21 protein-coding genes are annotated in these 20,803 nt (G+C 73.2%); 11 read left to right on the top strand and 10 right to left on the bottom strand.

The window, feature by feature from the left end:
* Window positions 1–32 precede the first annotated feature (32 nt).
* The gene (locus O7617_RS22290) at window positions 33–827 is read left to right on the top strand and encodes a hypothetical protein (protein ID WP_282257903.1); all 795 of its coding nucleotides are present in this window, start codon (window positions 33–35) and stop codon (window positions 825–827) included.
* Window positions 828–1,211: 384 nt separating this feature from the next.
* Here the strand turns inward: O7617_RS22290 and O7617_RS22285 are convergent, their stop codons facing one another.
* From O7617_RS22285 to fabG, 4 genes are all read right to left on the bottom strand, one after another.
* Window positions 1,212–1,991 carry an HAD-IIA family hydrolase gene (locus O7617_RS22285; protein WP_088988620.1) on the bottom strand — a complete coding sequence of 260 codons (780 nt, stop codon included), beginning with the start codon at window positions 1,989–1,991 and terminating at the stop codon, window positions 1,212–1,214.
* Entirely contained in the window at window positions 1,984–3,036 is a 1,053-nt protein-coding gene (locus O7617_RS22280) for a ferrochelatase (protein WP_282257899.1), read from the bottom strand. Before O7617_RS22280 ends, O7617_RS22285 begins: the two co-directional genes overlap by 8 nt.
* A gap of 100 nt (window positions 3,037–3,136) precedes the next feature.
* Complete coding sequence (gene fabI, locus O7617_RS22275; RefSeq protein ID WP_282257898.1) at window positions 3,137–3,904, bottom strand: enoyl-ACP reductase FabI; 768 nt, start codon at window positions 3,902–3,904, stop codon at window positions 3,137–3,139.
* A gap of 29 nt (window positions 3,905–3,933) precedes the next feature.
* Window positions 3,934–4,638 (bottom strand): 3-oxoacyl-ACP reductase FabG, encoded by a 705-nt coding sequence (gene fabG, locus O7617_RS22270; RefSeq protein WP_088988617.1) that lies wholly within the window; start codon window positions 4,636–4,638, stop codon window positions 3,934–3,936.
* A gap of 156 nt (window positions 4,639–4,794) precedes the next feature.
* Between fabG and O7617_RS22265 the strand changes: the two genes are divergently transcribed.
* From O7617_RS22265 to O7617_RS22245, 5 genes are all read left to right on the top strand, one after another.
* Window positions 4,795–6,024: a histidine kinase gene (locus O7617_RS22265; protein WP_282257896.1), complete on the top strand. Its 1,230-nt coding sequence runs from the start codon at window positions 4,795–4,797 to the stop codon at window positions 6,022–6,024.
* The gene (locus O7617_RS22260) at window positions 6,021–6,683 is read left to right on the top strand and encodes a response regulator transcription factor (protein WP_282257895.1); all 663 of its coding nucleotides are present in this window, start codon (window positions 6,021–6,023) and stop codon (window positions 6,681–6,683) included. The genes O7617_RS22265 and O7617_RS22260 overlap by 4 nt, the downstream gene beginning before the upstream one ends.
* Before the next feature lie 98 nt (window positions 6,684–6,781).
* The gene (locus O7617_RS22255; RefSeq protein ID WP_282257894.1) at window positions 6,782–7,732 is read left to right on the top strand and encodes an alpha/beta hydrolase; all 951 of its coding nucleotides are present in this window, start codon (window positions 6,782–6,784) and stop codon (window positions 7,730–7,732) included.
* On the top strand, window positions 7,729–8,961 hold the full coding sequence (locus O7617_RS22250) for an acyltransferase family protein (protein WP_282257893.1): 1,233 nt from the start codon (window positions 7,729–7,731) through the stop codon (window positions 8,959–8,961). Before O7617_RS22255 ends, O7617_RS22250 begins: the two co-directional genes overlap by 4 nt.
* Before the next feature lie 125 nt (window positions 8,962–9,086).
* The gene (locus O7617_RS22245; protein WP_167393634.1) at window positions 9,087–9,242 is read left to right on the top strand and encodes a hypothetical protein; all 156 of its coding nucleotides are present in this window, start codon (window positions 9,087–9,089) and stop codon (window positions 9,240–9,242) included.
* A gap of 128 nt (window positions 9,243–9,370) precedes the next feature.
* Here O7617_RS22245 and O7617_RS22240 read toward each other — a convergent pair whose 3' ends face one another.
* From O7617_RS22240 to O7617_RS22230, 3 genes are read right to left on the bottom strand one after another with little or no spacing between them, the layout of a single operon-like run.
* Window positions 9,371–10,321: a VWA domain-containing protein gene (locus tag O7617_RS22240; RefSeq protein WP_282257889.1), complete on the bottom strand. Its 951-nt coding sequence runs from the start codon at window positions 10,319–10,321 to the stop codon at window positions 9,371–9,373.
* The gene (locus O7617_RS22235; RefSeq protein ID WP_282264835.1) at window positions 10,318–11,319 is read right to left on the bottom strand and encodes a DUF58 domain-containing protein; all 1,002 of its coding nucleotides are present in this window, start codon (window positions 11,317–11,319) and stop codon (window positions 10,318–10,320) included. The genes O7617_RS22240 and O7617_RS22235 overlap by 4 nt, the downstream gene beginning before the upstream one ends.
* Entirely contained in the window at window positions 11,298–12,404 is a 1,107-nt protein-coding gene (locus tag O7617_RS22230) for a MoxR family ATPase (protein WP_282257887.1), read from the bottom strand. Before O7617_RS22230 ends, O7617_RS22235 begins: the two co-directional genes overlap by 22 nt.
* Window positions 12,405–12,668: 264 nt before the next feature.
* Here O7617_RS22230 and O7617_RS22225 point away from each other — a divergent pair, with 264 nt between their 5' ends.
* From O7617_RS22225 to O7617_RS22215, 3 genes are all read left to right on the top strand, one after another.
* On the top strand, window positions 12,669–12,899 hold the full coding sequence (locus O7617_RS22225) for a hypothetical protein (RefSeq protein ID WP_282257886.1): 231 nt from the start codon (window positions 12,669–12,671) through the stop codon (window positions 12,897–12,899).
* A gap of 242 nt (window positions 12,900–13,141) precedes the next feature.
* On the top strand, window positions 13,142–13,678 hold the full coding sequence (locus O7617_RS22220) for a PH domain-containing protein (protein ID WP_282264834.1): 537 nt from the start codon (window positions 13,142–13,144) through the stop codon (window positions 13,676–13,678).
* Between the two features lie 157 nt (window positions 13,679–13,835).
* Window positions 13,836–15,260: a PH domain-containing protein gene (locus tag O7617_RS22215; RefSeq protein WP_282257885.1), complete on the top strand. Its 1,425-nt coding sequence runs from the start codon at window positions 13,836–13,838 to the stop codon at window positions 15,258–15,260.
* 138 nt (window positions 15,261–15,398) lie between these two features.
* On the opposite strand, the gene O7617_RS22210 is transcribed toward O7617_RS22215, so the two are convergent.
* On the bottom strand, window positions 15,399–16,484 hold the full coding sequence (locus O7617_RS22210; protein ID WP_282257883.1) for a phosphatase PAP2 family protein: 1,086 nt from the start codon (window positions 16,482–16,484) through the stop codon (window positions 15,399–15,401).
* Window positions 16,485–16,622: 138 nt separating this feature from the next.
* On the opposite strand from O7617_RS22210, the gene O7617_RS22205 reads away from it, so the two are divergent.
* Together O7617_RS22205 and O7617_RS22200 are read left to right on the top strand one after the other, a co-directional pair.
* On the top strand, window positions 16,623–17,027 hold the full coding sequence (locus tag O7617_RS22205) for a hotdog domain-containing protein (protein ID WP_282257881.1): 405 nt from the start codon (window positions 16,623–16,625) through the stop codon (window positions 17,025–17,027).
* Window positions 17,024–17,854 (top strand): MBL fold metallo-hydrolase, encoded by an 831-nt coding sequence (locus O7617_RS22200; RefSeq protein ID WP_282257880.1) that lies wholly within the window; start codon window positions 17,024–17,026, stop codon window positions 17,852–17,854. Before O7617_RS22205 ends, O7617_RS22200 begins: the two co-directional genes overlap by 4 nt.
* Window positions 17,855–17,882: 28 nt before the next feature.
* Here O7617_RS22200 and O7617_RS22195 read toward each other — a convergent pair whose 3' ends face one another.
* Window positions 17,883–19,664, bottom strand: a complete 1,782-nt coding sequence (locus O7617_RS22195) for an RICIN domain-containing protein (protein WP_282257879.1) — start codon at window positions 19,662–19,664, stop codon at window positions 17,883–17,885.
* Window positions 19,665–19,802: 138 nt separating this feature from the next.
* Entirely contained in the window at window positions 19,803–20,744 is a 942-nt protein-coding gene (locus tag O7617_RS22190; RefSeq protein WP_282257877.1) for a carbohydrate kinase, read from the bottom strand.
* Between the last annotated feature and the right edge of the window lie 59 nt (window positions 20,745–20,803).

The raw sequence follows: 20,803 nt of genomic DNA, 5'->3' as shown, positions 1-20,803 counted from the left end.
CACAGCCGGTGGTGACCACGTACCCTTTCGGCATGTCCACCCCCGCAACGGGCGCGGCCACACTCGCGCCGCGCCGGTCGAGCCGGTTCGTTGCCTGGGTGCGCGCGTGGCGCGCCGGGTTGGTGCCGTACGACGAAGTCGCCGACGCCATCGCCGGTGACGAGGAGCACCTCGTCGCGGACGCCCCCGGCACCTGGACCGACGTCCCGCTGGGTGCCGCGCTGCCCACCCTGGCCAAGCTCTCCCCGGACGAGATCCGCCTGGTGCTGCCCGCGCCGGGCGACCCTCGGGGGTTGCCTGGTCCCGGCGACTTCGCGGGTGCGGCGCTGGTCGCGGGCGAGGCGGTGGTGGCCGGTGCACTCGGCTTGATCCCGGAGGTCCGCTCGCACACCTCCGGCTCGGGGGACTGTTTCGAGACGGTGCTGTGGCGGGTGTACCCGCTGCCCGCCAACGCCCCCGCCGCATCACTCTCGTTGCCCGGCGCCGCCGAGGCCGAGGCCGAGTTGGCCGCCGCGCTCGCCGAGACGACCGCCGCGTTGACCCGTCTCGACGTGGCTCAGTGGCGGCCCGAGTTGGCCGGGGCGCTGGCCGCGCTGCGCCGCCCCGACGGCGCCACCGACCTGCCGCCGGGCTTCGACCCGCGGGCCCGCCGGCTCTTCGCCCGGGCCGCGGTGCTCGACCGGGTGCTCGCGCTGGCCGGGCACGCCGCTCCCGGGGGCGCGATCAACAACTACGAGGCCCAGCAGCGCGACGCCGCGCTTCGTCCGCTCACCGCGGCCTGCCGGCAGGCGCTGGTGGCCGCCTGCAACGCCCCCCTACGCCCCTGACCGATCACCCCCGCGCCACACCACGAGGGCCTGCGCCACGCCCCCGGTCCGACGCGCCCGCCGCCGGCCCGACACGCCCGCCGCCGGTCCGACACGCCCGCGCGCCGGCCATGATCGCGCTCGAACATGGATGTAGGGGCCTCCGGCACAGCTCGTGACCACTACATCCTGGATAGAGCGCGATCATCGCGGGGAGCGCGATCATCGCGGCAGCGCACGCCAGCTCGGACAGCGCGCGGCAGCGCGGACAGCGCACGGCAGCGCGGACAGCGCACGGCAGCTCGGACAGCGCACGCCAGCTCGGACAGCGCACGCCAGCTCGGACAGCGCACGCCAGCTCGGACAGCGCGCGGCAGCGCGGACAGCGCCAGCAGGGCCGTGCGGTCAGATCTCGTCGAGCAGGTCCGCGACGGAGTTGACGATCCGGGAGGGGCGGTACGGGTAGCGCTCCGCCTCGGTGCGGCTGCTGATCCCGGTCAGCACCAGGATGGTCTCCAGCCCGGCCTCCAGGCCGCAGAGGATGTCGGTGTCCATCCGGTCACCGATCATCGCGGTGCTCTCCGAGTGCGCGTTGATGGTGTTGAGCGCGGAGCGCATCATCATCGGGTTGGGCTTGCCGACGAAGTACGGCTCCACCCCGGTGGCCTTGGAGATCATGGCGGCGACCGAGCCGGCGGCGGGTAGGGCGCCCTCCACGGAGGGGCCGGTCACGTCGGGGTTGGTGCAGATGAACCGGGCGCCGTCGTTGATCAGGCGGACCGCCTTGGTGATCGCCTCGAAGCTGTAGGTGCGGGTCTCGCCGAGCACCACGTAGTCCGGGGCGAAGTCGGTGAGCACGTAGCCGACCGCGTGCAGCGCGGTGGTCAACCCGGCCTCACCGATGACGTACGCGGTGCCGCCCGGCCGCTGGTCGGCGAGGAACTGGCCGGTGGCGAGCGCGGACGACCAGATCGACTCCTCCGGCACGTCCAGCCCCATCCGGCTGAGCCGGGCGGTCAGGTCGCGCGGGGTGTAGATGGAGTTGTTGGTCAGCACCAGGAACGGCTTGCCGGAGGCGCGCATCCGGTTGATGAACTCCGGCGCGCCGGGCACCGGCTGGCCCTCGTGCACCAGCACACCGTCCATGTCGGTCAGCCAACTCTGTACGGGCTTACGGTCATGCATCGGTGCCCCCAGCAGGTGTCGGACGGCGGGTCGGTACACAGCAGACGGTCGGGCAGGTGTCCCACATCGGCAGTTCGCCGAGGCGGCGGCGCAGGTGTGTGCCGTCCGGATCGGTCCGTTCGGTGACCAGCTCCCGCACCATGCTCACGAAGCGCGGGTCGACGCCGGGGGTGGCGGCCCGGACGAAGTCCAGGCCGAGTTGCTTGGCCGTCTCCAGTGCCTCGGTGTCCAGGTCCCACACCACTTCGAGGTGGTCGGAGACGAACCCGATCGGGCTGACCACCACGCCGGTGGTGCCCCCCTGGGCGAGGGTGGCCAGGTGGTCGTTGACGTCCGGTTCCAGCCACGGCACCTGTGGTGGCCCGGAGCGGCTCTGCCAGACCAGGTCGTACTCCAGGTCCGGTGCGGCGGCCTGGGCCACGAGTCGGGCGGTCTCGCGGAGCTGCGCCTCGTACCGGCCGCCGTGCGGGCCGGCGTTGGCCGCCATGGAGGTGGGGATGGAGTGGGCGGTGAAGACCAGCCGGGTGGTGTCCCGCTTGGCCGGGTCGAGCCGACCCAGGGCCGCCCGGACCGCGTCGACGTGTGGCTCGACGAAGCCGGGGTGGTCCCAGAACTGGCGCAGCTTCTCGATCACCGGGGCGTCCGGGCCGACGGCGGCCCGGGCGGCGGCGATGTCCTCCTGGTACTGCCGGCAGGACGAGTAGCCGCCGTAGGCGCTGGTGACGAAGGCCAGGGCGCGGGTGATCCCGTCGTCGCGCATCCGGGTGACGGTGTCGGCGAGCATCGGGTCCCAGTTGCGGTTGCCCCAGTAGACCGGCAGGTCGAGGCCGTTGGCGGCGAAGTCGGCGCGGATGGCGGCCAGCAGGTCCCGGTTCTGCTGGTTGATCGGGGACACCCCACCGAAGTGCTGGTAGTGCTCGGCGACCTCGGCCAGCCGCTCGGGCGGCACGCCTCGGCCGCGGGTCACGTTCTGCAGGAACGGCATCACGTCCTCGGGCCGTTCCGGCCCGCCGAAGGACACCAGCACCACCGCGTCGTACGACATGGGGTCATTCTTGCCGGTCGGCCGGGACGGCCGGGCGACGCCCCCTGGTCCGGATGCGTAGATCACGCGAGCGGTGACCAGGAAGCGCCGCTGGGCGGCGTCAGGCGCCGATGGCGTGGTAGCCGCCGTCGACGTGCACGATCTCGCCGGTGGTCGCCGGGAACCAGTCGGAGAGCAGCGCCAGGCACGCCCTCGCGGCGGGCTCCTGGTCGGTGAGGCTCCAACCCAGCGGGGCGCGTTCGGTCCAGGCTTCCTCGAACTGGTCGAAGCCGGGGATCGACTTCGCGGCGATGGTGCGCAGCGGCCCGGCGGCGACCAGGTTGCTACGGATGCCCTGCTTGCCCAGGTGCAGCGCCAGGTAACGGGACGCCGACTCCAGACCGGCCTTGGCGACGCCCATCCAGTCGTAGACCGGCCACGCCTTCGTCGCGTCGAAGGTCAGGCCGACCACCGCGCCGCCGGGCGACATCAGCGGCAGCGCCGCCATCGCGAGGGACTTGTACGAGAAGGTGGAGACGTGCAGGGCGGTCGCCACGTCCTCCCAGGGCGCGTCGAGGAAGCCGCCGCCGAGGCAGCTCTGCGGGGCGAAGCCGATCGAGTGCACGACACCGTCGAGGCCGTCGACGTGTTCGCGGACCCGGTCGGCGAGGCTGGCCAGGTGCTCGGCGTTGGTGACGTCCACCTCGATCACGGGGGCCGGTTCGGGCAGCCGCTTGGCGATCCGCTCGACCAGGGAGAGCCGACCGAAGCCGGTGAGGACGACCTGCGCGCCGTTCTCCTGGGCGAGCTTCGCCACCGAGAAGGCGATCGAGGCGTCGGTGATGACACCGGTGACGAGCAGCCGCTTACCGGCGAGCAGTCCGGACATCCGGGGGTTCCTCCGTACGTAGATGGGGGTCAGTGGCCCATGCCGAGGCCGCCGTCGACCGGGATCACGGCGCCGGAGACGTACCCGGCGCTGTCGGATGCCAGCCAGGTGACCACCCCGGCGACCTCGTCCGGGCTGGCCATCCGACCGGCCGGGATCGACTTGCGGATCTCCGCCTTGCGGTCCTCGGACAGGCCGGACGTCATGTCGGTGTCGATGAAGCCGGGTGCCACCACGTTCGCGGTGATGTTGCGGCTGCCCAGTTCCCGGGTGATCGAGCGGGCCACGCCGACCAGACCGGCCTTGCTGGCGGCGTAGTTGACCTGCCCGGCACCGCCGGCGAGACCGACGACCGACGAGATGAAGATCATACGGCCCCACTTGGCGCGGAGCATCTTGCCGGAGGCGCGCTTGGCGACCCGGAAGGCGCCGGTGAGGTTGGTGTCCACCACACCGGTGAACTGCTCCTCGGTCATCCGCAGCAGCAGCGTGTCGGCGGTCATGCCGGCGTTGGCGACCAGCACCTCGACCGGGCCCAGCTCGGCCTCGACGGCGTCGAACGCGGCGTCGACGGAGGCGGCGTCGGTGACGTCGGCGCGTACGCCGAACAGCCCCTCGGGTGCGTCGCCGCTGCGGTGGGTGACCGCCACCCGGTCGCCCTGCTTGGCGAAGGCCTGCGCGACGGCCAGGCCGATCCCCCGGTTGCCGCCGGTCACCAGCACGGTACGGGCCACTGTTCCCCCTTGCTCAGCCGATCTCGGTCGCAGGCGAGCCTAGGCGTTACCCGCAGGTAAGCGCTAACGGGAGTCGCGCGTCACACCGGGGTACGACATCGGGATCAACCCCTGGTGGCACGCCCTGCGGCGGGGTCGACCCGTAGCCTCCGGGTGGTGAACCGGCGACCGATCTCCCTGGCCCTCGATGGCCTCGGGCAGACCCTGTGGGGCCGGGACGCCCCGCCCGGTCGGCCGCTGCCGGCCCGGTGGCCCACGCTGGCCCCGTACGCCGCCCCGGTCGGCCTGCTCGCCGCGCTCGGCCTATTCCTGATCACGCTGACCGTGGAGACCGAGTGGGGCCTGCCGACGCCGATCGCGGTGCTGTTCGCGGCGATGACCGTGGCGCCGCTGCTGGCGCTGCCCCGGCGTCCGCTGCTGGCCTGGCGGCTGATGGTGCTGGCCCTGCTGATCTGCACGTTCGACGCCCCAGCGGATCAGGACTGGCCGTGGACCCCGCCGCTGGCGCTCGGCTCGATCGCGGTGCTGGCGGTGGTCGTCGCGCGGGTCGACCGTCCGGTGCTGGCCTGGGTGGTGCTGATCAGCACGGTCCCGGTGCTCACCATGGTGCACCCGGACAACCGGGTCCCCGTCCTGCTGCTACTGGGCGCGTTGGCGATCGTCGGTGACCTGGTCCGCCGCAACCGGCTGTCCCGGCACGAGCTGGCCGCGCAGACCGAGCGCAACGAGCGGGAGCAGGAGCGCCGGGCGGTGCTGGAGGAACGCACCAGGATCGCCCGGGAGCTGCACGACGTGGTGGCCCACCACATGTCGTTGATCGCGGTGCAGGCGGAGACGGCCCCGTACCGGCTGACGGACGTGCCGGCCCCGACGGCTGCCGAGTTCGTCGCCATCGCCGCCTCGGCCCGCGACGCGCTGACCGACATGCGGCGACTGTTGGGGGTGCTGCGCAGCGAGACGACCGGGCCGGAGACCGCACCGCAGCCGGACCTGAGCGACCTGGGCGCGATGGTCGACGCGGCCCGCCGGGCCGGGCTGCCGGTCACCCTGGACGCCGGGCCGGCGGACGACGGGCGGGTGCCCGCGCCGGTCGGGCTGGCCGCGTACCGCATCGTGCAGGAGGGCCTGGCCAACGCGGCCCGGCACGCGACCGGCGCCGCGGTGCGGGTCACCGTCCGCGTCGGTCCTTCCCGCCTGGAGGTACGCGTCGAGAACTCCCCGGCCGACGCCCGGCCGACCGTCGACGGTGGTCCCGGGCACGGCCTGACCGGTATGCGGGAGCGGGCCACCTCGCTGGGCGGTACGTTCACCGCCGGGCCGCTACCGGACGGGGGTTACGCGGTGGCGGCCGAGTTGCCGTACGACGCGGAGGGCGCGGACCGATGATCCGGGTGCTGATCGCCGACGACCAGGCGATGGTCCGACAGGGCTTCGGTGCGCTGCTCGCCGCCCAACCGGACCTGTTGGTGGTGGGTGACGCCGCCGACGGCGAGCAGGCCGTCAGCGCCGCCCGCCACCTCGACCCGGACGTGGTGCTGATGGACGTGCGGATGCCGGTCATGGACGGGCTGGCCGCCACCCGCATGTTGCTCGGCGACCGCTCGGCGCAGCGACCCCGGGTGCTCATCCTCACCACGTTCGACCTGGACGACTACGTGTACGAGGCGCTGCGCGCCGGGGCCAGCGGGTTCCTGCTCAAGGACGCCCCGGCCGCCGACCTGGTGCAGGCGGTGCGGGTGGTGGCGGCCGGGGACGCGCTGCTCGCCCCGGCGGTCACCCGCCGGTTGATCGCCGAGTTCGCCGCCCGCCCGGAGCGCCGCCGTCCGCGCCCCACCGACCTGGCCGGGCTCACTCCCCGCGAGACCGAGGTGCTGCGGTTGATCGCCCGGGGCCGCAACAACACGGAGATCGCCGCCGACCTGGTGGTGGCCGAGCAGACCGTGAAGACACACGTCGGGCGGATCCTGGCGAAGCTGGGGCTGCGCGACCGCGTCCAGGCGGTGGTGCTGGCGTACGAGACGGGTCTGGTGGCCGCCGGGGAGTAGCCCCGTGGAGCCAGTCCACAGACGGCTCCCCGGGATGACGATCGAGCGCCGACCGCTCACGCACTCTCCCTCCGGACGACATTCCGGAGGGAGAAGTGATGCGACGACGAGGTGCCGGTCGGGTGGCGGTGGCCGCGCTGCTGGGCGTGAACCTGGTCCTGCCGACCCGACCCGAACCGGTGGCGGCGGCGGGGTTCGTCGAGGCGTACCCCGTCATGGCGGCGGCGATGCTCGCGGCCGGCCCCCCGTACGCGGACTGGGCGGCCGACGGACGCCGGTTCCTGACGTTCGACACGCGTGGCGACGGCCGTGCGGTGGAGGTGTTCGGCGATCTGGTCGGCGCGGACCGGATCGCGGTGCTGGTGCCGGGGGTGGGCAGCACCCTCGCCGACTTCGACCGGGGGTTGGGCGGGGTGGCTCGCCGGGCGCCGGCGGTGCAGGCCGGGCAGCTCTACCGGGAGCTGCGGGCGATCGACCCGACGGCGCGGGTGGCGGTGCTGGCCTGGCTGGGTTACGACCCGCCGGACGGGGTGCTGACCGCAGCCGGTGCTGGCAGCGCCCGGCGCGGTGCGCGCGGGTTGGTCGTGTTGCTGCGGGAGTTGGCCGCTCGACGTCCGGCGGCGACGATCACCTTGGTCGGGCACAGCTACGGGGCGCTGGTGGTGTCGTTGGCGGCGGTCGACGCCCCCGCCCAGGTGACCGACGTGGTCAGTCTCGGCGGTGTCGGCGCCGGAGTGCAGCACGCCGCCGATCTGCCCGGTCGGCGGCGGTTCTGGGCGGCGGAGGCGTCGAGCGACTGGATCCGCCGGGTGCCGCCGGTGCGACTGCTCGGCCTGGGTTTCGGCCGTCGTCCCGGCGACGAGGCGTTCGGCGCGCGCCCGCTGCCGGTGGTCGGGGTGGCCGGGCACGACGGCTACCTCGTGTCGGGCAGCGCCACGCTGGTCGCGGTGGCGACGGTGGTGCTCGGCGGCTCCGACGCGGTGGCGCTCGGCGGCTCCGACTCGGTGGCGCTCGGCGGCTCCGACGCCGGGAGTGGGGACGCCCGGTGAACCGGGACCGTGCCGTCGACGCGTTACGGGCGTACGCGATCGGCGGGGTGGTGCTGGGGCACTGGCTGGTCACCGGGTTGGTGCTGACCTGCGACGGCGGGCTGCACCAGGCCAGCCCACTGACCGCCCTGCCCGGTCTGGCCCCGGTGACCTGGGTGTTGCAGACGCTCGGGCTGTTCTTCTTCACCGCCGGTTTCGGGTCGACCCGGTCGTTGGCGAGCCATCGGGGACGGGCGGGCGGTCGGCTGGCCCGTCGGCTGCGCCGGCTGCTACTGCCGACGGTGGCGCTGCTCGGGGTGGGCGCTGCGGTGTTGCTCGCCGCCACCGTCGCCGGTACCCCGGACGACACCCTCGCGGTGGCGCTCCGACTCGCGATCAGTCCACTGTGGTTCCTGGTGCCACTGGTGTTCCTGGTCGCGGCGACCAGCCCGCTGCGCGCCGCCGTACGCCGCTGGGGGGTGGCCCGGACCGTCGCACCGGCGGTGGCGGTGGTCGCGGCGGTCGACCTGGCCGTGCGCCTGTCACCGGCCGGGACCGACCTGCCGCCGCTCACCGTCCTGGCGGCGTGGTCGGTGCCGTACCTGTTGGGGGTGGCGCACGCCGACGGGCGGTTGGGCGGCCGACGGACGGCCGGCACGCTGGCGGCCGGTGGGGCTGTCGCGCTCGCGGCGTTGCTGGCGCTGGGCTATCCGGCGAGCGCGGTCGGCGTGCCCGGGGCCGGGGTGTCCAACCTGAACCCGCCGTCGCTGCTGGCGGTGGCACTGGCGGTCACCCAGGTCGGACTGGGCCTGCTGGCTCGGCCGGCACTGGAACGGCTGCTGACCCGACCGCTACCGGGCCGTGCGGTGGCCGAGGTGAACCGGTACGCGGTCCGGATCTACCTGTGGCATCAGCCGATCCTGGTGACGGTGACCGCGCTCACCGCCCGCGGCGGGCTGGCCCTGCCGGGGCTGCACACCGCGCCGGACGGCCCGGGCTGGGTGCTGGCCCGTTTCGGCTGGCTGCCACTGCTGGCCGCGGTGCTGGTCACGGTGGTGCGGACGGGTCGACCACGGCCGCCGCGACGACCGGGCGGTGGAGGGGTTGCCGACCGGTCGGCCGAGTACGCCCCGGCGGTGTCCCCGGTGTACGATCATCGACGTTCCGGCCCGCCCGACCCGCAGGAGGTGATCGCTGTGCGAGATAGCGATCCTCCTAGTCGTGGCCGGGCCGATGGTCAGTCCCGCTGAGCCACGACTCAGTCTGGTGAGCTGACCCCGCTTCGCTCCCGACACACCTCGGTCCACGCCGAGGTGTGTGTGCCGCGCCGCCCGACTCCGGGCGGTCGCCGGGAGCCGCCCGGTCACGACTTCGTGTGCGCGTCCCCACCCCCTGCGGTCCGCCCCCGCATCGCGGACCGTCCTGCCGCCACCCGGAGCCGTCCATGAGCCGCTACGTCGCCCCGCTGGGCTTCACCCTCGCCGCCGTCTGGGTGGCAGTCGTCTTCGTCCTGGCCGGCGGCGGTCACTGACCGTCCTCGGCACTCGTTCCGGTTGCCGGCGGCCGTCGTCCGCCCCGTCGGCCGGCGGCGGCGCTGTCCGCCGCCGGCCCACCGCTTCCCGCATCCGGCCCACCGCTCAGAGCATCCGCGACGACCGCTCACAGCATCCGCGACGACCAGAGCAGACTGAGCGCGCCCGCGCAGAGCGCCAACAGCAACGCGATCCCCGCGTACCACTGGGTCACCTCGCGCGGCTCGGTGCGGAACCCGATCGAGCTGCCCATGTCCTGGTAGACCTGCTTCAGCTCGCTCACCGACGCCGCCTCGTAGAAGTAGCCCTCGGTGGTCTCGGCGAGGTCGGCGAGCGCCAACCGGTCCACCGGCACCCGCTGCAACTGCCCGCCGATGTCGACCTGACCGGTGTCGGTACCGAACGCGATGGTGGAGACCGGGACGTTGGCCGCCTGCGCGGCCGCCGCCGCCTCCTCCACCGCCCGCCCGGAGGTGCGGAAACCATCGGAGAGCAGCACGATCCGGGCCGGCGGGATGCCCGCCGCGCCGTCCGCCGGCACCGACCGGATCGCCTCCAGGCAGGTGAACACGGCCTCACCGGTGGCGGTCGCCTCGGCCAACACCAGCCCGTCGATGGCACTGGTCACCGCGTCCCGGTCCTTGCCCGGCGGCACCAGAACGTTGGCCGCCTTGGCGAACGACACCAGGCCCAGGTTGTAGCTCTCCGGCAGCTCGCCGACGAACTGCTTGGCCGCCTCCTGGGCCGCCTCCAGCCGATTCGGCGCCACGTCGTCGGCCTGCATGGACAACGACACGTCGATCGCGAGCATCACGGTGGCCCGCTCCAACGGCTCCTTGGTGTCCACCGCGGGCCGGGCCAACGCGCTGGCCAGCACCAGCAGGCAGAGCAGGAACGCGGTCGCCGGAACGTGCCGACGCCAGCCCAGCCCCTTCGGCGCCACCGTACGCAGCAGGTCCACGTTCGTGAACCGCATCGCGTACGCCCGGCGGTGCAGCTGCCGCCAGAGGTAGAACCCGGCGAGTGCCAACACCGGCAGCACGGCCAGCAGCCACCACGGTTGCATGAAACGGATCATCGTGTCGTCCCCCTGGTGCGGGCGTGCCGCTGCGCGGCCACGAATCGCACCATGTCCAGCAGCCAGTCTCGGTCGGTACGCAGACGCAGGTGGGCCGCACCGGCGCCGCGCAGGGCGGCGGCGATCGTGGCGCGTTGGGCGGCGGCGGCGTCGGCGTAGCGCTGCCGTAGCCGAGGGTCGGCGGTCTGCACCTCGTACAGCTCCCCGCTCTCCGGGTCGACCACCGGCAGCACTCCCACGTCGGGCAGCTCCAGCTCGCGCGGGTCGACCACCTCGATCGCCAGCACGTCGTGGCGGACCCGCAGTTTGCGCAACGGCCGGGCCCACTGCTCGGCCGGCGCGAGGAAGTCCGAGACCACCACGACCACCCCGCGTCGTCGGGGCGGGCGGTTGAGCATCTCGATCAGGGCGCCCAGGTCACCGCGGCCGGGTCGGATGGTGGCGCCGGCGACGGTACGCAGGAGGCCCTGCGCCTCCTTGCGCCCCGAGCGGGCCGGCAGCCGGGTGAGCACTCCGGGGCCGGCCGGCGGCGCTGCGCCCCGCCATCGTCGGGTCGGAACGGGAGCGCCGCCACCGGTGCCGATCACCGCGCCGATCCGGTTGCCACCGCGTACGGTCAGGTGGGTGATGGCAGCCGCGGCGGCGACCACCACCTCCCGTTTCAGCCACTGCCCGGTGCCGAAGTCCAGGCTGGCCGAGAGGTCCAGCGCCAGCCACGTCTCCAGCTCCCGGTCGGCCACCGTACGCCGCACGTGCGGGGTCGTGGTGCGGGCGGTGACCGGCCAGTCCATCCGGCGTACGTCGTCGCCGGGGCGGTACTCCCGGGACTCCCCCGCCTCGCTGCCCGGCCCGGGGAGCAGGCCGGCGTAGTCGCCCTGGAGCAGGCCGTCGAGTTTGCGGGTGACCAGCAGTTGAAGCCGGGACAGCACGGCCTCGCTGCGGTCGGCGAGGGGGGCGGGACGAGGGGTGGGTGAGGTCACGGGCGCTGCCCGGGCCAGCCGGCGCCCGGCGGGGGCACGCTCGACGTCGGGGTGGCCTGCTGCCGGGGCGCGACAGCCGGCAGGGGGATCGTCGACATCACCCGGTGCACGATGTGGTCGGCGGGCACGTCGTCGGCGAGGGCGTCGTAGCTGAGCACCAACCGGTGCCGCAGGATGTCCGGTGCGATGTCCTGCACGTCCTGCGGCAACGCGTAGTCGCGCCCCCGCAGCAGCGCCAACGCGCGGGTGGCCCGGACCAGGCCCAGTGAGGCGCGCGGGCTGGCCCCGTACTGGATCAGTTGGGCGACGTCGGGCATGCCGTGCTCGGCCGGGGCGCGGGTGGCCAACACCAACCGGACCGCGTAGTCGACGAGCGCGTTGTGCACGAAGACCTGGTCGGCCTTGCGTTGCAGGGCGATCAGCTCCGGGGTGTCGAACACCGCGACCGGCTCCGGCGGTGCCACGCCCATCCGGTAGACGATCTCCCGTTCCTCCGCGTCGGTCGGGTAACCCACCACGATCTTCATGAGGAACCGGTCGCGCTGCGCCTCCGGCAGCGGGTAGACCCCCTCCTGCTCGATCGGGTTCTGGGTGGCCATCACCAGGAACGGGTCGGGCACCCGGTGGCTCTCCCCACCGATGGACACCTGCCGTTCGCTCATCACCTCCAGCAGCGCGGACTGCACCTTCGCCGGAGCCCTGTTGATCTCGTCGGCGAGCAGGAAGTTGACGAAGACCGGCCCCAGCTCGACGTCGAACTTCTCGCTCGACTGCCGGTAGATGCGGGTGCCCATGATGTCGGCCGGCACCAGGTCCGGAGTGAACTGCACCCGGGCGAAGGACCCGCCGACGACCTTGGCGAGGGTCTCCACGGCGAGGGTCTTGGCGACCCCGGGCACCCCTTCGAGCAGGCAGTGACCACGGGCGAGCAGCGCGACGAACATCCGCTCCACCATCCGGTCCTGCCCGACGATCACGCGTTTGATCTCGAACAGCGCTTTCTCCAGCAGGGTGGCGTCCTGCGCGGGTGTGGTCACCGGCGCGGGCGTCTGTGGTGCCGCCCCGTTCGGCGTCGGGGCGTCGGGCATGGTCGGCTGGGCCACCGGTCCTCCACAGCATCAATCGGTCGTCGCGGCTGGTGCGGTATCAAGACTCGCATGCCTTGCTGAGTGTCGAGGTGGGGAGAAGCCGATTTTCGCCGCGCCGTCCCCGGCGGCCGGACCGCGCCGTCCCCGACGGCCGAACCGCGAAACGCGGGTGTGCACGGATCGGCCCGCCGCGTGTACGATTCATCCCGTCGCCGGGCGGCTCCCCCCGTGGTCGCCCGGCGCTCAAACTCTCCGTCCCGCCGCCCTAGACTGGCCGGGATGAGCATGCCCTCCCCCGCCGACGAGGCCCTGGTCTGCTCGGCCCGGGGCTGCCGGGCCGACGCCGTCTGGGCCCTGAAGTGGAACAACCCCCGGCTGCACGACGCCGACCGGCGCAAGACCTGGCTGGCCTGCGCCGAACACCGGAGCAGCCTCGGTGACTTCCTGGACGCTCGCGGCTTCCTACGTGCCGTCACTCCGGTGCCCGGATCGCCTACGCTCGACACGTGAGCGGCGACCCACCGGCTTCCCCCGGCCCCACCTCCCCGACCTGGCCGCCCACCCCGGCCTCCGCACCACCGGGCGTCGAGCCGCCGCCCGGCGCGTTTCCGGCACCCGGCACGCTCGGCCCGGAGCCCGCCGCACCCGACGTCTCGTCACCGGCGCCGCTGCCACCGGGTGCGCTGCCACCCGGTCACCGTCCGGCGCCCGCCGCCGACCAGCGGGCCCCCGACCTGCCCGCACCCGGCCTCCTGCCGGCCGCCCCCGACGCGCCCGGCCCGTCCGGTCCTGTGCCGGGGCGGGGGCCGTTGGAGCCCTGGCCGAGCACTGTCGACTGGCAGCCGATCTCCACCGACCTGATCTGGGTGGAGTTGATCCGGCTGGCGATCGTGGTCGCTGTCGGGCTGGCGGTGACGGCCGTGGGCTGGGCGCTGAGCGGCCACTGGCTGTTCGGGTTGGCCGTCGCCGTCGTCGCCCTGCTCGGTGGGTGGCGCGCCATCGCGATCGTCCGCGCCGTGCGGGCCTGGGGGTACGCGGAGCGGGAGAACGACCTGCTGGTCCGGCACGGGCTCCTGGTCCGGCGGCTCTCCATCGTTCCGTACTCGCGAATGCAGTTCGTCGACGTCAGCGCCGGGCCGTTGGAGCGCGCCTTCGACCTGGCCACCGTGCAGCTGCACACGGCCGCGGCGGCCAGCGACGCCCGGGTGCCCGGGCTGCGGCCCACAGAGGCGTCCCGGCTACGCGACCGGCTCACCGCGCTCGGCGAAGACCGGGCGGAGGGCCTGTGAGCGCGAGGAGTGAGCCGGGTTTGCAAGCCCCGCAGTCGCGAACGAAGAACGGCCCTGTGAGCGCGAGGAGTGAGCCGGGTTTGCGAGCCCCGCAGTCGCGAACGAAGAACGGCCCTGTGAGCGCGAGGAGTGAGCCGGGTTCGCGAGGGCCGGCCCGATGAGCGAGGGGCCCGCCGAGCCGAGCACCGTGCCACCCGCCGTCCCGACACCGCACGACTCGGTGCCGCCGGGCGCATGGCAGGCACCGGCGGAGGGCGGCGCCGGCGAGCCCCGGCAACGTCTGCACCCGCTCAGCCCTGTCCTGCACGGCGCCAAGTCACTGGTCGTAGTGATCGCCGGGTTGTCCTGGTCGACGCTGTCCCGGGTGGGCTTCGGCTGGTTCGCCGCCATGGTGGCGGTGCTGGCGCTCGGCGCGACAGTGCTGTCGGTGGTGAGCTGGTACAACACCGGCTACCACGTGGTGGGCCGCGAGCTTCGGGTGTACGAGGGGCTGCTCTGGCGGCGTACCCGGGCCATCCCGTTGGAGCGCCTGCAGGCCGTGGAGGTGGTCCGGCCGCTGCTCGCCCAGCTCACCGGCCTGGCCGAGCTGCGGCTGGAGGTGGTCGGTGGCGGTAAGACGGAGGCGCCCCTGGCGTACCTCGGGGTGGCCGACGCGGCCCGGCTGCGCGCTCGGCTGCTGGAGCTGGCGGGGCGGGTGGCGCAGGTCCCCGCACCGGAGCACGCGACGTCCGCGGCGGTCCCGGGAGCACCGGCGCCGACGGTGGCCGCGCCGGGCCGACCACTGCACGCGGTACGCAACCAGAGCCTGCTGACCAGCCAACTGCTCACGCCGCAGGCGTTCCTGCTGCCGTTCGGTGTGGCGTTCGTCGTGATCCAGTTCCTCACCGCCGGGTCGTGGTCCTTCGTCGCGGTGGCGAGCACGCTGACCGCGATGGCCGGTGTGCTGCTGCAACCGGTGCGCCGGGTGCTCGACGACTGGAACTTCCGGCTGGCCCGCGACGGCGGCACGTTGCGGGTGCACAACGGCCTACTGGAGACCCGTTCGCAGACCGTGCCGCTGGCCCGGGTGCAGTCCGTACGGGCCACCTGGCCGCTGCTGTGGCGGGTCAACGGTTGGCTGCGGTTGCGCCTGGAGGTGGCCGGGTTCTCCGTCGCGGAGGCCGACGACCGCAACCGACCCGACCGCCTGCTACCGGTCGGTGACCTGCCGACCGCGACGATGATCGTCGCCGAGGTGCTTCCCGGGGTACGCCTCGACACCATGACGCTGAGCCCTCCGCCGCCCCGGACCCGGTGGCTGCACCCGTTGGGCCGACGCGCGCTCGGTGCGGGGCTGTTCGATGAGGTGTTCGCCACCCGCTCCGGGCGGCTCACCCGCCAGTTGGTGATCGTGCCGTACGCCCGTATCCAGAGCGTGCGGGTGGTGCAGGGGCCGATCCAGCGCCGCCTCGGGTTGGCCTCCGTGCACGTGGACACCGCGGGCGGCTCCAGCGCCACCGCCCAGGACCGCGACCTGACCGAAGCCTGGGCCCTGGCCGCCGACCTGACCCACAGAGCCCACCAAGCCCGCCACCGCCCCTAACTCGAACCCCCCACGCCCCGCTCGTGTTGATCAAGAGGTTTGCGTCACCGCACCCGCGATTCCTGACGCAAAGCTCTTGATCAACAGGGGCGGGCCGCCGAGGGCGGGGTCACCGGGAGGGGTGAGCACGCCCGGGGGTTAGTGGTCGGCGGGGATTTGGGGGTCTGGGCTGGTGGGGGTGGTTTGTTTGCGGGGGGACGGGGGTTCGCCGGTCGGTGTTTCGGGGGTGGTGGCGGGGGGTTCGGGGGGCGGTTGGGTTCGGGTCTTCGGGTGACGGACCCGCCACGCGGCCCAGCCACGCTCGGCCAGGCCGACCACCAGGAAGGTCAACCCCACGTACGCCCAGCCGACCAGCACGTCGATCACGTAGTGCTCGCCCGAGTAGACCAGGGTGAAGGTCATCGCCAGCGGGTACGCGAGCAGCAGCGGCCACCAGCGGCGGCGGGTGCTGGTCAGGAAGAACAGCACCACGAACAGCGCCCACGCGGTGTGCAGCGACGGCATCGCGGCGACCGGGTTGGAGGCGATCTGACCGGCGTTGAGGACGTTGCCGGCCCCGTGCATGCCGAACGCCTTCCAGCCGCGGGTGGAGATCCGGGCGACCTCGGTGAGCAGCCCGTTCTGCGCGGCCCACCAGGGCGGGGCGGCCGGGTAGAGGAAGTAGGTGACCAGGCCGGCGGCGCAGAGGAAACCCCAGCGCCGCATGTACGCGGCCCAGCGGTGCCGGTCACGCAGCCACAGCACCGCGGCGGCGGCGAGCGCCACCACGAAGTGGGAGAAGTACACCCAGCTCGCCGCGACGTCCCACCAGTGCACCTGCGGGTGGTAGAGGTGCTGCTGCAACCAGACGGTCGGCACCTCCCCGCCGGTGGCCCAGCCGAACATGAACCGGTCGGCGACGATCAACTCCATCGCGTGCGGGGTGGCCCCGTTGTCGGCGAACCCCCGGGAGAGGTTGTAGACGACGAACAGCAGCACCACCGGCACCCAGTCCCGGGCGAAGCGCAGGTGGCTGCGCCACGGTCGCTCGCTGTTCCAGGCGATCGTCGCCGCCCAGATCCAGACGAAGGCGTACGCGGGGTCGGTGGGCAACCCGATGGCCAGCCACGCGACGACGAAGGCGACCGCCCAGACGGTCATGGCGACGACGCGCCGACGACCACCGTCCGGGGACGCGGGTGGGTCGGTCCGGGCGGGGGGCTGGGGGTCAGTCACGACGGCCATCGCCGTCAAGGTTAACGACGGGTACGGCATCGACCGACGGGGACCACCCGGCGCGCCCGCGCACAGGTGGGAGACGGTGGGTGTCGGGATCGCCGGGCGCGTGCTCGACGGGCCCGGCGAGCACCTAGGCTGACGACCATGCAGGAGCAGCCCGAGCCGGCCTTCGCGCCGGGTCTGACCGCCCAGGTCGAGTTGACAGTCACCGACGCGGACACCGCCCAGGCGGTGGGTTCGGGGGACGTACCGGTGCTGGGCACTCCCCGGGTGCTCGCGCTCGCCGAGGCGGCCACCGTCGCGGCGACGGCGACCGGGATGCCGCCCGGGTTCACGACGGTGGGCACCCGGGTCGAGGTGGAGCACCTGGCGCCGACCATTGTCGGCCGGACGGTCCGGGCGCAGGCCCTGCTGGCGACCGTCGACGGTCGTCGGCTGTCGTTCGAGGTCACGGTCAGCGACGGTGACCAGACGGTGGCCCGGGGCCGGGTCGACCGGATCATGGTGGACCGGCAACGCTTCGTGGAACGCGCCGGGCGGGCCTCGTGAACGCCGGGTTCGTCGAGGTCGCCGACCGGGTGCACCTGCTGCGCGAGCCGATGCTGCGGGTCAACGTCACCCTGGTGGTGGGCGACGACGAGGCCCTGCTGGTGGACACGCTCTCGTCGGCCGCGCAGGCCGCCGACCTGGCCGCCGCCGTCCGGGCGGTCACCGACCGGCCGTTGACGCTCGTCAACACCCACCACCACTACGACCACTGCTTCGGCAACGCCGTCCTGGCCGGTGCGCCACCCCGCCCGGTGTACGCGCACGAGCTGGCCGCCGCGGCCCTGCGCGACGAGCCGGAGCGGCTGCGCCGGGAGGCGTACGAGGAGGTGCGGACGGAGCACCCGACGCTCGCCGCCGAGCTGGCCGACACTCCGCTGCTCGCCCCGACGCACCCGGTGCAGACGGAGACGACGCTCGACCTGGGTGGCCGGCGGGTGCTGCTGCGGCACCCGGGCCGGGGGCACACCGAGGCCGACCTGGTGGTGCACGTGCCGGACGCCGACGTGCTGGTCGCCGGGGACCTGGTGGAGCAGAGCGGCCCGCCCGCCTTCGAGGACTCGTACCCCCTGCGGTGGCCGGACGCCGTCGCGGACCTGTTGCGGCTGACCACCGCGCGCACGGTGGTCATTCCGGGTCACGGTGACCCGGTGGACGTCGATTTCGTCCGCGCCCAGCACACCGAGCTGGCCAGGTTGGCCTGGCTGATCCGGGCCGCGCACACCGGCAGCGCCCCGCCGGAGCGGGTGGCCGCCGAGGCGCCCTTCGGTGCGCGCGCCGCCCTGATCGCCGCCAGGCGCGGTTACCTGGAACTCAACGGCGAGGGCTGACCCTCGTCCCGCGGCGCGCCCGACCCGGCTACGCCGGGGTACGCCGCCACTGCTGCTGGTTGCCGGTGTTGCACGTCCACTGCACGACGCGGGCACCGTCGGTGGTGGCGGCGTTGAGCACGTCCAGGCACTTGCCGCTGTGCCGGGCGACGAGCTGCACGTAGCCGGTGCCGAGGTCCTGTACGCGCCACTGTTGGTTGGTGCCGCCGTTGCAGGTCCACTGGGTCACCCGGATCCCGTCGGCGGTGGCGCCCGCGCCGCCGTACACGTCGAGGCACTTGCCGCTGTGCACGCTGACCACGGTCTGGTAGCCCCCGCCCGCGTCCTGGAACCGCCACCGCTGGTTGGGCTGGCCGTTCGCGGCCCACTGGACCACGTCGGCGCCGTCGGTGGTCGCGTTGTTGGACACGTCCAGCAGCTTGCCGCTGTGCCGTGCCGTGAGGGTGGAGGTGGTGGGCACCGGCACCGTGGTCTCCGGCGCGAGCCGGTACAGCCCGGCGCCGTGGGCCGGGAGGGTACGGGTGAAGGTCCCGCTCGCCGTGCCGAGGGCCGCACCGGACCACAGGTCCGTCACGGTGGCCGACCCGATGCCCAGGTCGGCCAGGTTGACAGTCACCGGGGCGGCGCTGTTCTCCCGGTTGAACAGGGCGACGTACCGGTGGTCGCCGCCCGGCACGTCGGCGGTCCACACCTGCCGGGTGCCACCGGTGAGCTGGCGGTTGTCGGTGCTGTTCTGGTCGACGGCCAACACCGCCGCGTTGGTCATCAACGCCAGCTCGGAGGCGCGGTTCTCGACCAGGTTGCCGCCCCACATCAACGGCGCGCGGTTGATCACCCAGAGCGACATCAGGGTGCGCTGTTCGTCCGCGGTCAGGTTGGAGTAGCGCGGCGAGCCGACCGGCCCGTACTTGGAGAGCCGACCGATCGGGATCATGTCCGGGTCGGGCCAGGCGCCGGTGGCACGGTACGGGGTCCAGTTGCGGAGTTGGTCGAAGAGGGCGTCCACGGACGACCAGTTGTCCCACAGATCGTTGACGATGCGCCACATGTGCGCGTTGTTCTGCACGTGCCCGCCGCCGGCCAGCGGGGTCGCCCCGGGCGACAGACTCAACACCATCGGACGGCCGCTGCGCTGGATGGCGGTGCGGTATCCCTCGACCTCGGCCTGCCGGTACGTCGGCGCGGCGATGTCGTCGACCTTCACGAAGTCGACACCCCAGGAGGCCAGCAGCTGGAACACCGAGTCCAGGTAGGTCTGCGCGCAGGGGTTGGACATGTTCAGGCCCCACATGAGGTTGAGCCAGGCCGCGGTGGTGGTGTTGTTGATCTGGTTGGCGCGGCAGGTGGTCCCGAGGATCGGGACGTTGTCGGCGACGGCCTGGCGGGGGATGCCGCGCATCAGGTGGACGCCGAACTTCAGCCCTTTCGCGTGGACGTAGTCGGCGAGGGGCTTGAACCCGTTGTCACCGGCGGCGGAGGGGAAGCGGGTGGTGTCCGGCAGCAGCCGTCCGTTGGCGTCCATCCGGAGCCGGGGTTGCAGGTTGGCGTCCTGGTTGGGGCTGTTGTTGTGCTGGCCGGGGTAGTACCAGGCCCAGTCGATCACGACGTACTGCCAGCCGAACTGCCGCAGGTTGGTGGCCATGTAGTCGGCGTTGGCCCGGACGTCGGCCTCGGTGACCCGCCAGTTGAACGAGTCGTAGCTGTTCCAGCCCATCGGTGGGGTGTCGGCCACGTCGTTGTCCCAGGCGAGCGCCCGTTGTGGCGGGCTGACGAAGATGCCGGCCGCGGCCACCAGAAGCATGATCAGCATGGCCGCGAGGGGGCGGAACGACGGAGGTACCAGGACTGGTGACATCGAAGCCTCCGGCGAGAAGCGCAGGGATGTTTCCATCGCAAGATGTCGATGTTAACGTTCACATGGTGAGGGCGTCAACACGACGCCGACGACTCAACCCCGGCTTCCGAAGCGACGTTCCACATCGGCGCGCGTGGGCATGGCGGTTGCGCCACCCGGCGACTCGCAGACCAGACCGGCGACCCGCAGCGCGAAACCCACCCGCTCGACCCAACCGTCCGGGGTGACCGGCTCACCGCCGACGAGCAGATCGGCGATCAACGCGGCCATCACCGAGTCACCCGCGCCGGTGGCGTCGATCGCGTCGACCTTCGGGGCCGGCACCCGGACCGGGTCGGCATCGGCGGCGGCCAGCACCGCACCGGCCGCACCGAGCGTCACCACCACCGTGGAGGCGCCCAGCTCGCGCAGGTACGCGGCGACCCCCTCGACCGGCTCACCCGGGTAGAGCAGTCCGGCGTCGGCGGCACTCAGCTTGACCAGGTGCGCTCCGGCGGCGAACTCGGCCACCACCTCGCGCAGCCCCTCCAGAGCGGTGGGCCCGTCCAGCAGCCGGGGACGCACGTTCGGGTCGAAGACCCGCAGACCGGTGGCGAGCGACCAGGCACGTCGGGCGGCGGCGAGTGTGCCGGGCCGCAGGAGCACGATCGAGCCGCAGTAGAGGACGTCCGCGCCCTCCATCAGCGCGAGATCCAGGTCGTCGGGGCCGAGCAGCCCGTAGGAGGCCGGCTCGCCGTAGAAACGGAAGTCCGGTTCCGGTCCGGCGTACGTGACCACCGCGAGCGTGGTCGGCGCCGGCACCGTGACCGCGCCGGCCAGCCCGACGTCGGCTGCGCTCAGGAAGGCGCGGATCCGATCGGCCAGCACGTCGTCGCCGAGCGAACCGACGAACTGTGCCTCGCCTCCGAGCCGGGCCACGCCGACGGCGACGTTGAGCGGCCCTCCGCCGATCGCCTGCCGGTAGACCCGCTCACCGTCGCGCTCACCGTCGAGCAGGTCGACCAGCGCCTCGCCGAGCACCACCGCGTATCCCATGCCGGGTCTCCCGTCCTCGCCAACCGCCACCGACCGTCGTACGCCGAGCCGACCGCCGT

It is taken from the genome of Micromonospora sp. WMMD1155 (assembly GCF_029581275.1).
In the GTDB taxonomy this organism is placed as follows: domain Bacteria; phylum Actinomycetota; class Actinomycetes; order Mycobacteriales; family Micromonosporaceae; genus Micromonospora.
This window is presented reverse-complemented; position numbering and strand designations above follow the sequence as displayed.